Origin of the sequence: Kribbella ginsengisoli, assembly GCF_039537185.1 — a bacterium.
GTDB classification, from domain to species: Bacteria; Actinomycetota; Actinomycetes; order Propionibacteriales; family Kribbellaceae; genus Kribbella; species Kribbella koreensis.
Genome location: NZ_BAABAA010000001.1, coordinates 923,399 through 936,948 on the forward strand (window position 1 = coordinate 923,399; position 13,550 = coordinate 936,948).

Below are 13,550 nucleotides of genomic sequence, written 5' to 3' on the forward strand. Positions count from 1 at the left end.
GCCGGCGCTGCCGGGGAGCCGCGGAGTGGCGCCCCCTCGCCGGTCCCCCGTCAGGCCCCGCCCGGCCTGCCGCTCGCGGTGTCTGACTCACTGGTGATCGCGTCCCCTTGCCTGGCGATCAGCTCTATCACGTCCCGGGCCAGCCCCTGGCCGGTCAAACCGATCTCCTGCAGGATCTTGTCTCGCTTGGCGTGCTCGAGGAACTCCTGCGGGATGCCGAAGTCGCGCACCGGGGTGGTCACACCCGCGTCGCGCAGGGCCTGCGAGATCGCGGCGCCACAGCCGCCGGCCCGGCCGTTGTCCTCGATCACGACGACGAACTTGTGCTTGCCGGCCAGCTCGACCAGCGCGGGGTCGACGGGCTTCACCCAGCGCGGGTCGACCACGGTGACGCCGAAGCCCTGCTGTTGCAGCCTGGTCGACACGTCCACGGCCGTCGCGGCCATCGAGCCGATGCCGATGATGAGGACGTCGGTGCCGGTACGGACCAGGACGTCGCTGCCGCCGACGCGGTCGATGGCCTCGATGTCGGGGAACACCTCGCCCTTGGCGTAGCGAAGTACCGTCGGGGCGTCGTCGACCTCGATCGCCTCGTTGAGCAGCTCACGCAGCCGGGTACCGTCGCGGGGCGCGGCCAGCCGCAGGCCGGGGACGACCTGGAGGATCGACATGTCCCACATGCCGTTGTGGCTCGCGCCGTCGTCACCGGTCACGCCGGCCCGGTCGAGCACGAAGGTGACACCGCACTTGTGCAGGGCGACGTCGAGCAGCAGCTGGTCGAAGGCGCGGTTGAGGAACGTCGCGTAGAGGCCGACGACCGGGTGCAGTCCGCCCATCGCGAGGCCGGCCGCACTCGTCACCGCGTGCTGCTCGGCGATACCGACGTCGAAGATGCGGTCGGGGAACTGCTCGGCGAACGGCGCCAGGCCGGTCGGGTGCAGCATCGCGGCGGTGATCGCGACGACATCCGGGCGGCGGTGGCCGATCTCGATGATCTCGTCGGCGAACACGTCGGTCCAGCCGCGCGGCTTGCTCTTCGGCCGGACCTGGTGGAAGTTGTCTTCCTCGTCCTGCTCGGCAGCGGCGTACCCGAAGCCCTTCTGGGTGACCGCGTGCACGATCACCGGGCCGCCGAACGCCTTGGCCTTGGTGAGCGCGTCCTCCATCGCCTGCCGGTCGTGGCCGTCGACCGGGCCGACGTACTTCAGGCCGAGGTCCTCGAACATGCCCTGCGGGGCGAGCATGTCCTTCAGGCCCTTCTTGACGCCGTGCAGCACCTCGTACATCGGCGGGCCGACGTACGGCGTGCGGCCGAGGTTCTTCTTGACCAGGTCGAGGATCTTCTCGTACCGCGGGTTGGTGCGCAGGCTGGTCAGGTGCGTCGCGAGGCCGCCGACGGTCGGGCTGTAGGAACGGCCGTTGTCGTTGACGATGATGACGAGTTTGAGGTCCTTGGCCGCGGCGATGTTGTTGAGCGCCTCCCAGGCCATCCCGCCGGTCAGCCCGCCGTCACCGATCAGCGCGACGACGTGGCGGTCTTCTTTTCTGAGCCGATAGGCCTTCGCCAGCCCGTCGGCGTACGAGAGGCTGGTCGAGGCGTGGCTGTTCTCCACCACGTCGTGCTCGGACTCGGCCTGGCTCGGGTAGCCGGACAGGCCACCCTCCTGACGGAGCGTGTCGAACTTGGCCGCCCGGCCGGTGAGCAGCTTGTGGACGTACGTCTGGTGCCCGGTGTCGTAGATCAGCCGGTCCCGGGGCGACTCGAACACCCGGTGCATCGCCAGGGTGATCTCGACCATGCCCAGGTTGGGCCCGAGATGCCCACCCGTCCGGGACACCGTCTCGACCAGAACGTCACGGATCTCCGCGGCCAGCTCACGCAGTTGCGAGTCGGTCATCCGTTTGAGGTCCGCCGGGCCATCGACGGTCTCCAGAACGCGCATCGAGCTCCTCCGCAGGTTGTCCTCGAACGCTTGAGTCTATGCACGGACAGCGACGATTCCGAACTCAGCAGGCCGTCAGCTGCGTTTCTCACACTCCCCCAGGCTCACCGACCCCGCTTGCTCGCTTGTGATGCCACCCTCACCTAAAGTCACACCTATGGAGATGGTGAGGACGCTCTTCTGCAAGTACGACGGCACGCCCCACCGCCTCCTGGAGTCCATCAACCTCGGCGAGGACGAACACGGCCTCTGGGTAGGCTCCCTCCCCGGCTCCCGCGGCCAGCGCGCCGACGGCACGTGGGTAACCATCGACCACCACCGGGTCCGCCTCTACCCAAGAGGCCAATGGTGGAGCGCCCTCTTCAACGACACCCCGCACCCCACCCGGATCTACTGCGACATCACCACCCCACCCGTCTTCGGCGTCGACTCGGTCACCACGGTCGACCTGGACCTCGACATCCGCCTCCTCCGCGACGGCACCATCAAAGTCATGGACGAAGACGAGTTCCTCCACCACCAGAAGCTCTACAACTACCCACCCCAAATCATCGCCACCGCCCAGGCAACCTGCGCCTGGGTAGTAGCCAACATCGCCACCACCGAGCCCTTCACGACGGTCTACCAGACCTATCTGGAAAAGCTCCGCGCGATCGCGCTCAACTGTCCGGGATGATCGAGTAGTTCGGTGGGTTGAGGGTTCCCCAGGGGGTTGTGGAGGCTTGGGGTGGGAGGGGGGCCGGGGTCGGCATCGGGCCGGTCAGGCAGGTGTTGCACCAGAAGTAGGCGGTGCCGTACGCGGCACAGGGATCCTTGACCTCGAATTCGAGGCGCAGATTGTGGGCGCCGCAGTTGGGGCAGCCGAGGGTGGGCAGGGACGTCGGCCGGTGGTGAGCCAGGCTGTAGGCGTCCATCCAGCGTTGGTACGGGGTGTCGTTCGAGCAGAGCCGGATGAAGATCTGCCAGACGGCCCACAGATCGTCGGCGCGGCCACGGGCCTGGGCGTAGGTGTCGGCGGCGTCCACGGCGTCCTGCAAGTGGCTCAGCAGGAACTTCTCGCGCTCGTGCACGATGCCGGCTGGCAACGAAACCTCAACCGACAGCGTGGAGCCCTCCAGACCTTTGACTCGTACGCCGATGCAGTGGTCCGGGCTACGAAAGTGCACTCTCAGCCGGAGACTGGCAACGAGTCCAGTCTCCAGCTTCTCCGCGCGTGTTTGCAGGTCGGCGATCTCCCGCTGCCACCCCTGCGCCGCATCCACCAGCGACAGCACGCGCTCACACGTTGCCATCGCGCCCCACCATCAATCGAACTCTCATCGGACCATAGAAAGGTCAGGAGCCGCAGTTGTCGAGACCTGGGTAGTCTTCGCAGAGCCTCGTTTGCGATGCGACACCGGCGTACAGCCGGAGATCGTCCACGCTGCCGGCGAAGGACTTGCCGCTGGTACGGCCCGCGCCGACCACCGTGCTGCCGGCTCTCGGCGGGCTCGCCTGGTACGAGGTCTGCCCGATCGTGCGGATGTCCAGGGCCAACCCGATGCTGGCGGAGGAGCCACCCGCCCGGGCGTCATAGGTGGCGCTGATCAGATGCCAGCCGCCGACTTCCTCGCGGTCGACGGTCCCGATCGCGAGCGTCTCGGTGGTCGATGCCGTGTCGCCCCGGGCGAACACCCACTGGCTGCTGAACTGGTCGACCGGGCGGTACTCCAGCCGCCAGCTGTCCTTGCCGGTGGTTCCCTGTCGCGCGACCACCATCGGCTTGGCCGGATCGCCGACCTTGACCCAGACCGCGAGGGTGAAACTGCCGCTCGCGTCGACGACCGGGCGGTCCAGGCTGACGGCTTCGCGGGACCGGCCGGTCAGCTGCAGCACCCGTCCGCGTTCGGCATCGTTGACGAAGGCGCCGGACTGGTTGCTGCCGGCACCGAAGCCCGCGACGGTGAGGTCTGCGCCACGCACCAGCTCCGGGGTCCGCCAGGCGTTGCCCGAACCCTGAAGAGCGTTGTCGAGCGGCCAGTACGCCGCCGTACCGGCAGCAATCCGGTCGTTCCCGCTCGGGCCCGTCCGGGGCTCCACCAGATTCGGGAGTTCGTCGGCGACGAGCAGGCGCTGCCAGATCTGGAGCTGGTCGATGGAGCCCGCGAACTGGCCGGTGAAAGCGCCGGCGTACTTGGCCCGCCCGACGGTCAACGGGCCGGCGGCGTGCCAGGCCACGGCCGTCGGTGAGGATGCCGTCTGCTGCAGCCGACCGTTGACCAACAGCTCGAGCGATCCCGTCGCGGCGTCGTAGCTGCCGATCAGGTGGGTCCACGCGCCGTTGACCGGTGCTTCCGTCGACAAGGCACGGTACAAGGTCGGGTTCTTGACGTCTGCGGAGCTGCGGGCGAAGGCCCATCGCTTGGCGGACGCGTCGTAGTACAGGCCGAAGGCGCTGCTGTTGGTGCCGGCAACGGCCGCGATCACGCCGGTCTGGCCGGCCTTGGTCGGCCTGGCCCAGGCCGAGATCGTCAAGCTCTTCGAGGTGTCGACCACCGGCTCGGTCGCCTCGGCATAGTCGTCGGTCCCGTCCAGCGCGAGCGATCCGGCGATCCGGCCCTTGCCGTCGAAGGCTCCGCCGTTGACGACCGTGAGCGGATGCGCCGGAGTGGCGGAGTCGGCGGCCGTCGTCCCGGAGCCGTCGTCGAAGGACCACGAGCCGATCGGTCCCGGCCGCGGTCCGGCGTTGAACAGGAAGTTCGCCGAGGTACCGAACTGGCCGATCTCGTTGATGCTCTGCACGTCGAGGGTGTTCCAGCCCGCACTGGGCGGGATCAGGGACAGCGTCAGGTTCGCGCCGTCGAGGTCCTCGACCGTGGAGTTGAACCGGACCCGGTGCCTGACCACGTTCGGCGAGGTGGCGGTGATCGTGACGGTCACCGGCTCACCGGCGACGGCCGTCTTCGGGCAGACCGTCTGGTTGAAGCAATTGGCGATCTCGACGCCGTTGTAGCTCAAGGTGATCTGCGGTGCGGCCGGCGGGACAGGCGGATCCTCAGCCGCGGCCGACAGCCCGGTCAACCCTGCGATCGCGAGACCCAGCGCCGCGACCACACCCAGTCCGCGCACGCCTCGTACACCCCACCAGCCCATTGAGCCCTCCCCATGACACACCGGGCTCCAGCAGCCGGGCGGCCGCAACAGCCTGAGGGCTACAGAGGCGAGCGTCTACCGAACCGTGGAAAGTTGCAGCAACCTGCAACGGCGGGGTCAGCGGCCGAGGAGTTTGTACTTGGCTTCGGTCTGGGATTTGGCGGGTTTCCACCAGGTGGGGTTTTCGCGGTACCAGGTGATGGTGGCGGTGAGGCCGGTGGTGAAGTCGTAGGTGGGGTGCCAGCCGAGTTCGGTGCGGAGTTTGGTGGTGTCGTTGGAGTAGCGGAGGTCGTGGCCGGGGCGGTCGGGGACGTGGTCGTAGGCGTCGGCGGGGTGGTCCATCAGGGTGAGGATCTGTTCGATGATCTGTTTGTTGCTGCGCTCGTCGCCGGAGCCGATCAGGTAGGTCTCGCCGATGGTGCCGTTCGCGATGATGCGGTGGACGGCCTCGTTGTGGTCGTCGACGTGGGTCCATTCGCGGACGTTGTCGCCGGCGCCGTAGAGCTTCGGCCGGTCGCCGAGCAGGACGTTGGTGATCTGGCGCGGGATCAGCTTCTCGACGTGCTGGTACGGGCCGTAGTTGTTCGCGCAGTTGGAGAGGGTGGCGGCGACGCCGTACGAGCGGACCCAGGCGCGGACGAGCATGTCGGAGCTCGCCTTGCTCGCGGAGTACGGGCTCGAGGGGTCGTACGCCGTCTGCTCGGTGAACTGCTCCACGGAGTCCAGCGGGAGGTCGCCGAACACCTCGTCGGTGGAGATGTGATGCAGCCGCTTGTCGTGGCGGCGGACCGCCTCGAGCAGGGTGAAGGTGCCGAGGATGTTGGTCCGGATGAACGGCGACGGGTCGTTCAGCGAGTTGTCGACGTGGGACTCGGCGGCGAAATGCACCAGTACGTCGGTGTCGCGGACCAGCCCGTCGACCAGGTCGGCGTCGCAGATGTCGCCGTGGACGAAGGTGATCCGGTCGGAGACCTGGTCGAGGTTGCGCTGGCTGCCGGCGTACGTCAGCAGATCGAGCACGGTGATCGCGAGGTCGGGGAAGCGCCGCAGCGTGTCGAGGACGAAGTTCGAGCCGATGAATCCTGCCCCACCCGTGACGAGCATCCGCTGCATGCGGCTCAGGATAGCCAGCGCGGAAATCCGGCGGCGGGGTGACCGCGTGCACCGGTACGGTGACGCCATGCGGAACGTCCGGGTGGTCTATCGCAAGTTCGACGAGAAACTTCACTGGCATCAGTGGATGCAGTACCTGGGCGAGGACCGGTACGGCGTCTGGCTCGGCGCCCCGCCGAGCTCGGTGTCCCAGCGCGGCGACGAGCCGGAGGTGCACCACGACCAAGCGCACGTCCAGCTGTTCCCGCGGGACCTCTGGTTCACCGCCATCTTCAACGACGAGCCGCGCTCGACCGAGATCTACTGCGACGTGACGACACCGGTCGAGTTCGGCGACGACGTCTTCACGATGATCGACCTCGACCTGGACGTCATCCGCAAGCGCGACGGCTCGATCTACATCGACGACGAGGACGAGTTCGCCGAGCACCAGGTGAAGTACAACTACCCGCCGGACGTGATCGCCCAGGCCCAGGCCACCGCCGACCGGCTGGTCACGGCGGTCGCCTCCGAAGAACCCTTCCTCACCGTCTTCAAGACCTACCTGGACAAAGTGCGCTAGCAGCGCGGCGAACAATGCGCCCTCCCCCGGCGTCAACCAGGGAAACGATCTGGGGGTCAAAGTGGCGATGCGACGAATTGCGGCCGGTCTGGCCGTAGTACTGGTGAGCACCGGAGGTGTGCCGGCGACGGCGCAGGAGCCGGCGAAGTACCAACTGTCCTTCACGGTGATCGGCCCGGACGGCCGGCTCGCGCGCAATGCCGAGCTGCTGTTGTCTCCGCTCACCGAATCGGGCGAGGACCCGGGCACCATCACGGTCACGAACGGCCATGCCCGGGTCCGGGTGCCCCAGGGCGGCTATCTCCTCGACAGCAGTGTGCCGGCGGCCAACGGCGACAGCTACCGCATCCTCCAGCCTGGACTGCAGGTGAACGGTCAGAAGGTCATCGTCGTGGATGCCCGGCAGGCGAAGCCGGTGAGCACCACGGTCCCGCGGAAGTCGGCGCGGGTGATGGACGCCATCCACGTCGACTACATAGCGCGGCTCGGCGACGCCGGGGTGGCAGACACGGCGCACGCCGAGCCCGGGCATCGGTTGTTCACCGCACAGGTCGGCCCGATCCCCACCGGGATGAGCCTCGTATCCCATATCAGCTCACACTGGGCCGTCCCCGGGCCGAAGGGCGACTTCGCCGACACCCCCTTCAGCTACGACCTCTCGCAGCGGATCTCGGGCTTTCCGGCTGGCTATCAACGGGTCGTCCGCGAGTCCGGCCTGACGAAGGTCGTCTCACAGCACACGAGAACCTCCGACCGGCCGTTGGTGAAGCTGATGTCCGCCTCGGCAGGCGAGATTCCCGGAGCGGTCGCGGAGTTTCCTTTTCGCCACTCGGGCACCGTGACGCACTACCTGGATCCGGTTCGGTGGGACGTGGAGCTCGCCGAACTCGGCGGCTCACGCAGTACCGATGTCTTCGGCTATGACGAACTCCCTGCCGCCGGCCGCCGCTGGAACGCGGCCCCCTTCTATCCCACGTGGCGCTTCCTCGGCCGGGCTGAGCGGCAGCACAACCAGATGATGTTCGATCTGATGTCCCACAGCGATCAGGACGGCCACCCCGGCTACTCTCCCCTCGATACCGACGCGATGCGGCTGTACGCCGATGGCCGCCTGGTGAAGTCATCGGCCGACCTGAGGCTCACTGCTACTGGTCTGCCCAGCAAATCCACCAGCTACCGCCTCGAAGCCGAGTACTCCCGGCCGAGCTGGTCGCAGCTGTCCGTGCGCGGCTCGGCGGTTTGGACCTTCCCCTCACAGTCTGTCGTCGCAGTGACGGACCTGCCCCTGCAGACCGTCCGCTTCCGCCCGTCGATCGATGCCGCCAACCTGGTACGACGTACGCCGCTGACCGTGCTGCCCTTCCAGGCCGACTCGCGGGACGGGGTACCGGCGCCCAAGGCAGCCAAGCTGCAGTACTCCGGTGACGACGGCAAGACCTGGCGTCAGGCGGCCGTGATCCGGCGGAAGAACGGCACCTTCGTCGCCGTGTTCGGCACTCCGAAAGGCGCCTACGTCTCCCTGCGGGCACAGCTCACCGGGACCACGGGAGCCGCCGTCGACCAGACGCTGATCCGCGCCTACCAGCTGAAGTAGCCGGTCAGCGGACTCGATGCAGGCGCAGCGACACGTCGTCGAGCCTCAGCGAACTCGGCACCTGACCGTTCTGTCCGGCGAACATGTCAGCCACCGGCGAGACGGTCAGGAAGAGCGTCTTGCCGGCCGGTACGTCGACCGCGATCCCCGGTAGGTCGACCGTGCGCCGGGCGCCGTGGACGGGACGCTTCTCGCGCAGCGGCATCGTGTTGTTCTGCACGATCTTCGCGTCCAGCGGAGTCGTGCCGACGCTGAGCGCGAAGAAGGCGGCCGCGTTCGGCAGCAGACTGCTCACCCGGGCCCTCAGCTGTGGCACGCCCGCCACCGTGATCGGCCCTTGAGCCACAGCAGTCGTCAACGCCTTGACAGCCCCCAACCGGTACTGCGAATTGACGCCGAGTTGTCGTTGCGTAAGGCAACGGCCATCCGCGGTCGCCAGGTGATAGCTACCGAAGCCGCTCAACCCAGTGGACTCGTGCTTCAACTGCAACGCCATGAACCGTTGCTCCAGCGCCGCGAACGTCGGGCTCCCCAAAGCGATCGAGCAAGGATCCCCGGGCGTCACGAACCCCGGCGGCACGATGCTCGGCAGCGTGTGACCCGCGTTGTAGCCCACGAAGATCGACTTCGACCGAGCCCGCGGGGTCAGCGCCTGGTCGAAGTTCTTCAGCCCCTGGTTGAGGTTGAACAGGTTGTCCGACAGCCCTTGCCCGATGATCACCGGGATGTCGAGCTTGCGCCCGTGCGCGACCTGCCAGGACGGCCCGTTCTTCCGGAAGAACGCATCCAGGTCCCGGCCCGCCTGGCCGACCGGCCATTGCCCCGTCGTGATCAGCGCGACGAACCCGGCCTGCACCGCCGGCGGCAGATGCGTGCCGCCACCCGCATAGAGCAAGGACAGCCACATCGTCCGGGCCGCCTCCGACGGCGCCAGGCTCTCCTTGAGATCCCACCAAGTGATCTCAGGCGCCAGCGCGTCGAAGCGAGTCCGGCCCTTGTCACGCACCTCGGCAAAGACCCCCGCAAACTGATAGCCGCCCCCGTACGACCCACCGATCGCCCCGATCAGCGGATCACCGGGCCGTTGCTTCGTCACCCAGTCCAGCCCGGCGACGAGATCGACCAGCTTCACCACGTCACGCCCCTCGAGCTCCGGGTTCATCACGTGCGCGACCCCGGTCGACTCCCCGAAACTGCGCTGGTCGAAGCTCAGTACGCCGTACCCAGCGTCCAGCCACGACTTGAAAGCAGCCGCGTCCTTGGTCCGGCTCCCGCCCCACCCATGACTGTGGAAGATGAGCGGCACGGTGTGCGCCGCCGACGCCCCGACAGGTTGGAAGAGCGAGTAGCAGATCCGCACCGGCGTCGTCGTACCAGGCTCAGGCACGCTCGCGACGCATCCGTTGGTCGTCACCGGTCCGGCCGCGTGGGCCGGTGCGGCGATGACCACCGACCCGATAAGCGCGAGGCTGACGGCCGTACGGAAACTGACGCTGCGGAGCAGGCGGCGGGACATGTGACCCCCAGTGATCAGAGTGTGCCGATGCGCACACGCTAGATGATGGCAGGCCGCTCGGACAGTTCGTGATCTCCGCTGTGGGCGAACCATGCAACAGCAGTCCGCGTGGCCTGCGACACTGTGCGCGTGGATATCGCGATCGAGATCGTTGCTCTCGTCGCCGTGGTCGCGGCCGGTGCCGCTCTCGCCCGGCGGATCGGGATCTCGGCTCCCCTCTTGCTCGTAGTCATCGGGATCGCGGCCTCGTACCTGCCGTTCGTGCCGCGGGTCGAGCTGTCCCATGAGGTCGTCCTGGTCGGCTTCCTGCCGCCGCTGCTGTACTCCGCGGCGATCAAGACCAGCCTGGTCGACTTCTCCCAGCACCGTCGCTCGATCGGACTGCTGTCCGTCGGACTCGTCGCGTTCACGACCCTCGGTGTCGGCCTGGTCGCGTACTGGCTGCTCGGCCCGTCGATGGTCAGCGACGACCCGCTGCCGCTGTGGGCCGCCTTCGCGATCGGCGCCGTCGTCGCGCCGCCCGACGCCGTCGCGGCCACCGCGATCGCGAAGAAGGTCGGCCTCCCCCGCCGGGTCGTCACGATCCTCGAGGGCGAGAGCCTGCTGAACGACGCGACCGCCCTGGTCTGCCTGCGGACCGCGATCGCCGCTGCCCTGATCACGCCGACCTTCCTGCACGTCGGACTCGACTTCCTCCGCGCGGCCGGTGGCGGCGTCGCGATCGGCCTGGTGTGCGCCTTCGTGCTCGCCAAGGTCCGCAAGCGCTTCACCGATCCGGTACTCGACACCACGCTCAGCCTGACCGCGCCGTTCATCGCGTATGTCGCCGCCGAGAACCACTACGTGCATGCGTCCGGCGTGCTGGCTGTCGTCGTGACCGGCCTGCTGCTCGGCCACAAGGCGCCGATCATCCAGTCGGCGGCGTCGCGGATCTCCGAGCGGACCAACTGGCGCACCTTCCAGTTCCTGCTCGAGAACACGGTGTTCCTGCTGATCGGCCTGCAGACCCGGTGGATCCTCGACGACCTCTCCCGCAGCCCGCTCTCGGCCTGGACCATCGCGACGGCCACCTTCGGCGTCTTCGCGGCGACCGTCCTGCTCCGCCCGATCTGGCTCTTCCCGGTCACCTATCTGTCCCGGCGCATCCTCGGCCGCTCCCGGCCCGGGCCGGTCTCCGTCCAGGCGCTCGTGGTCGTCTCCTGGGCCGGCATGCGCGGTGTGGTGACGCTGGCGGCCGTCTTCGTGCTTCCCGAGGACACCCCGCATCGCGAAGTACTGGTCTTCATGGCCCTCGTCGTCACCGCCGGGACGCTGCTGCTCCAAGGGTCGACGCTCCCCTGGCTCGTACGCCGGTTGCGCCTGCCCGGCCCCGACCCGGCCGAGGACGCGCTGCAGGAGGCCGCAGTACTGCAGGGCGCTCACCGTGCTGCGGAGGAGACCCTCGACCAGCTCGTCACTGCGAGCGACCCGCCGGAGGTCGTCAGCCTGCTGAGGCAACGGGGCGAATCCCGCGCGCTCGCCGCGTGGGAACGGCTCGGCCGGCCGGAGACCGATCTCGAGACGCCGAGCGAGGCGTATCGACGGCTGCGGATGGCGATGCTGGAGACCGAGCGGGCGCACATCCTCAAGGTCCGCGACGACGGCCTGGTCGCCGACGAGGTGCTGCAGCGCGCGCAGATCGCGCTCGACATCGAGGAGTCGATCCTGGACCGCGCCGAGGCCGACGACGTCGGCGGTACGTCGGAGAACCTCAGCGCTCCCCCGTCGCCCGTCGCCGAGTGCGAGCACCTGGCCAGCGCGCCCTGCGTACTCACCCCGAACACGCCCGACGGCTGCGAGGAGTGCCTGCGCGACGGCGGCACCTGGGTCCACCTGCGGCTGTGCCTGGGCTGCGGTCACGTCGGCTGCTGCGACTCGTCGCCCGCCCGCCACGCGAGCAAGCACTTCGACGAGACCACGCACCCGGTGATGCGCAGCTTCGAACCGGGCGAGACTTGGCGCTGGTGCTTCGTAGACGAGAAGCTGGGCTGATGGCGGACTGTCTCTTCTGCTCGATCATCGCCGGCTCGACCCCGGCCCACATCGTCTACGACACCCCAGAGGTGCTCGGCTTCCTTGACATCAGGCCGGTCTTCAAAGGCCACACCCTGCTGGTCCCCCGCGAGCACATCGCCACCCTGGTCGAGTTGCCCGACGACCTGATGGTCCCGCTCTTCAGCGCTGCCCGTTCAGTCGCGGCTGCGGTCCGTACGGCGTACGACGCCCAGGGCTCCTTCGTTGCCGCCAACAACGTCGTGTCCCAGTCGGTCCCCCACCTCCACGTCCACGTAGTCCCCCGCACCAAGGGCGACGGCCTCCGCGGCTTCTTCTGGCCCCGCACCAAGTACACCGACGACGCCGAAGCAGCGCAGTACGCCGAGAAGTTGCGCGGCGCACTCTAGGATCCGTCCGAGTTCAGCCCAGTTCGCGGTCGAGCCGGCGCTCCAGTCTCTCCAGCGCTCGCTCGACCGCGACCCGGACCGCGTTGTCCGGATCATCGCGCAAACCCTCGACGGCACTGGCGTGTTCGTACTCCCCCGCCGCGCCAACGGCCCGTACTGCGGCCGCCCGGACGCGCGGTAGCTCGTGATCGAGCATCGGCAGCAGTGCGTCGACGAGCTGGCCGAGCTCGCGTTGGGCCGTGATCCGGGCGACGTGTTCGCGGACTCGCCAGGCTGGGTCGTCGGCGACCGCGGCCAGCGCCTCGACGGCGTCGTCGCGCCAGACGTAGAGCAGGGCTCGCGCTGCCCAGACCCGGATCCAGTAGTAGTTCACCGGATCGACCGGTTGGGACCAGCCGCCCGGGTTCGCCGAGCCGGTGATCGCCACCAGCTTCGGCAGGTCCGGGCCGTAGGCGTCCTCGCCCGAGATCTCGCCGGTGAGGAACGCGACGCACCAGTCGATCACCACGTCCTGGCCGTACTGCGCGCAGGCGGCGGCGATCACCTCACGCGGATGCTCCCGTTCCATGCCATTCAGTAAATCGGACCCCGCCGACAGTTTTGAGCACCACAGCTCAGCCGCGCGCCAGCACCTCGATCATGAATGCCTTGATCGTGCCGACGCTCGAGTTGCTGCCCGCCCCGGAGATCTGCACCCCGGTCAGGACGCCGGCGTGTTCGACCGCGGCGTACCAGATCGGGATGCCGCTGACCGACGCGCCGATCGCGAAGCCCTGGTCGCCGACGCCTTCGAGCAGCTTCTTGCCGCGGGCCTTCTTCGCCTTCGCGTCGGCGATCATCTTCTGCGTGAAGGCGCCGTACAGCGAGCCATCACCGCGGGTGATCGTGACGACGCCGGGACCCTCCACCGGCTTCACCGTGTTCCAGGTGCAGGTGATGTACGGCCCGTTCTTGCTGGTGACGGCCTTGCGGACGGCGAGGCCGAGTGTCTTGGTGATCTCGGCCGTACTGAAGATCTCGCACAGCGGCTTCGGCGGCGCGGTCGACTCCTCCACGATCGGAGGCAGCGTCGACTCGTCCACCGGCGCGGAAGTCTTCGGCCGGATGGTCGGTCCGGCGGTGGTCGGGCCGTAGGTGGTCGGCTCCTCGGCCGCGCAGCCCGCGACCAGCAGCACCACGGCGAGCAGAATCGCTGGGTAACGCAACGTATCCCCCCGGATCTGGAACCCCGACCCGCCCGGCCGAGGCA

Annotated in this window: 12 protein-coding genes; 5 read left to right on the forward strand and 7 right to left on the reverse strand. The window is 68.2% G+C overall.

All coding sequences use genetic code 11. The features are described 5' to 3' along the window. Positions 1-50: 50 nt before the first annotated feature. A complete protein-coding gene (gene dxs / locus ABD768_RS04075) occupies positions 51-1,943 on the reverse strand; it encodes a 1-deoxy-D-xylulose-5-phosphate synthase (RefSeq protein WP_344837452.1) in 1,893 nt (630 codons plus the stop codon). Between the two features lie 157 nt (positions 1,944-2,100). Between dxs and ABD768_RS04080 the strand changes: the two genes are divergently transcribed. After that, complete coding sequence (locus ABD768_RS04080; protein WP_344837455.1) at positions 2,101-2,619, forward strand: DUF402 domain-containing protein; 519 nt, start codon at positions 2,101-2,103, stop codon at positions 2,617-2,619. Here ABD768_RS04080 and ABD768_RS04085 read toward each other — a convergent pair. The 3 genes from ABD768_RS04085 to rfbB form a co-directional block, all read right to left on the reverse strand. Beyond that, positions 2,603-3,235, reverse strand: coding sequence for a hypothetical protein (locus tag ABD768_RS04085; RefSeq protein WP_344837458.1), 633 nt, complete (start codon positions 3,233-3,235; stop codon positions 2,603-2,605). The two genes, ABD768_RS04080 and ABD768_RS04085, sit on opposite strands and share 17 nt — an antisense overlap. Before the next feature lie 43 nt (positions 3,236-3,278). Beyond that, entirely contained in the window at positions 3,279-5,051 is a 1,773-nt protein-coding gene (locus ABD768_RS04090) for a laminin G domain-containing protein (protein ID WP_344837461.1), read from the reverse strand. A gap of 141 nt (positions 5,052-5,192) precedes the next feature. Then, the gene (gene rfbB, locus ABD768_RS04095; RefSeq protein WP_344837464.1) at positions 5,193-6,188 is read right to left on the reverse strand and encodes a dTDP-glucose 4,6-dehydratase; all 996 of its coding nucleotides are present in this window, start codon (positions 6,186-6,188) and stop codon (positions 5,193-5,195) included. Positions 6,189-6,255: 67 nt separating this feature from the next. Between rfbB and ABD768_RS04100 the strand changes: the two genes are divergently transcribed. Then, positions 6,256-6,750, forward strand: a complete 495-nt coding sequence (locus tag ABD768_RS04100) for a DUF402 domain-containing protein (RefSeq protein ID WP_343978388.1) — start codon at positions 6,256-6,258, stop codon at positions 6,748-6,750. 67 nt (positions 6,751-6,817) lie between these two features. Next, positions 6,818-8,344 (forward strand): hypothetical protein, encoded by a 1,527-nt coding sequence (locus ABD768_RS04105; RefSeq protein ID WP_344837467.1) that lies wholly within the window; start codon positions 6,818-6,820, stop codon positions 8,342-8,344. Positions 8,345-8,348: 4 nt separating this feature from the next. On the opposite strand, the gene ABD768_RS04110 is transcribed toward ABD768_RS04105, so the two are convergent. Further along, the gene (locus tag ABD768_RS04110) at positions 8,349-9,860 is read right to left on the reverse strand and encodes a CocE/NonD family hydrolase (protein ID WP_344837470.1); all 1,512 of its coding nucleotides are present in this window, start codon (positions 9,858-9,860) and stop codon (positions 8,349-8,351) included. A 129-nt stretch (positions 9,861-9,989) separates the two neighbouring features. Between ABD768_RS04110 and ABD768_RS04115 the strand changes: the two genes are divergently transcribed. Continuing rightward, positions 9,990-11,891, forward strand: a complete 1,902-nt coding sequence (locus tag ABD768_RS04115) for a Na+/H+ antiporter (protein ID WP_344837472.1) — start codon at positions 9,990-9,992, stop codon at positions 11,889-11,891. Further along, on the forward strand, positions 11,891-12,301 hold the full coding sequence (locus tag ABD768_RS04120) for an HIT family protein (RefSeq protein ID WP_344837475.1): 411 nt from the start codon (positions 11,891-11,893) through the stop codon (positions 12,299-12,301). Before ABD768_RS04115 ends, ABD768_RS04120 begins: the two co-directional genes overlap by 1 nt. Before the next feature lie 13 nt (positions 12,302-12,314). Here the strand turns inward: ABD768_RS04120 and ABD768_RS04125 are convergent, their stop codons facing one another. Together ABD768_RS04125 and ABD768_RS04130 are read right to left on the reverse strand one after the other, a co-directional pair. Further along, positions 12,315-12,869 (reverse strand): HEAT repeat domain-containing protein, encoded by a 555-nt coding sequence (locus tag ABD768_RS04125; RefSeq protein ID WP_344837478.1) that lies wholly within the window; start codon positions 12,867-12,869, stop codon positions 12,315-12,317. Positions 12,870-12,915: 46 nt separating this feature from the next. Continuing rightward, the gene (locus ABD768_RS04130) at positions 12,916-13,506 is read right to left on the reverse strand and encodes a DUF3558 domain-containing protein (protein ID WP_344837482.1); all 591 of its coding nucleotides are present in this window, start codon (positions 13,504-13,506) and stop codon (positions 12,916-12,918) included. Between the last annotated feature and the right edge of the window lie 44 nt (positions 13,507-13,550).

Excerpts from the sequence above, each read along its gene's own strand:
- dxs (WP_344837452.1), bottom strand. The coding sequence starts at position 1,943 with ATGCGCGTTCTGGAGACCGTCGATGGCCCGGCGGACCTCAAACGGATG.
- ABD768_RS04080 (WP_344837455.1), top strand. The coding sequence starts at position 2,101 with ATGGAGATGGTGAGGACGCTCTTCTGCAAGTACGACGGCACGCCCCAC.
- ABD768_RS04085 (WP_344837458.1), bottom strand. The coding sequence starts at position 3,235 with ATGGCAACGTGTGAGCGCGTGCTGTCGCTGGTGGATGCGGCGCAGGGG.
- rfbB (WP_344837464.1), bottom strand. The coding sequence starts at position 6,188 with ATGCAGCGGATGCTCGTCACGGGTGGGGCAGGATTCATCGGCTCGAAC.
- ABD768_RS04100 (WP_343978388.1), top strand. The coding sequence starts at position 6,256 with ATGCGGAACGTCCGGGTGGTCTATCGCAAGTTCGACGAGAAACTTCAC.
- ABD768_RS04105 (WP_344837467.1), top strand. The coding sequence starts at position 6,818 with ATGCGACGAATTGCGGCCGGTCTGGCCGTAGTACTGGTGAGCACCGGA.
- ABD768_RS04110 (WP_344837470.1), bottom strand. The coding sequence starts at position 9,860 with ATGTCCCGCCGCCTGCTCCGCAGCGTCAGTTTCCGTACGGCCGTCAGC.
- ABD768_RS04120 (WP_344837475.1), top strand. The coding sequence starts at position 11,891 with ATGGCGGACTGTCTCTTCTGCTCGATCATCGCCGGCTCGACCCCGGCC.
- ABD768_RS04125 (WP_344837478.1), bottom strand. The coding sequence starts at position 12,869 with ATGGAACGGGAGCATCCGCGTGAGGTGATCGCCGCCGCCTGCGCGCAG.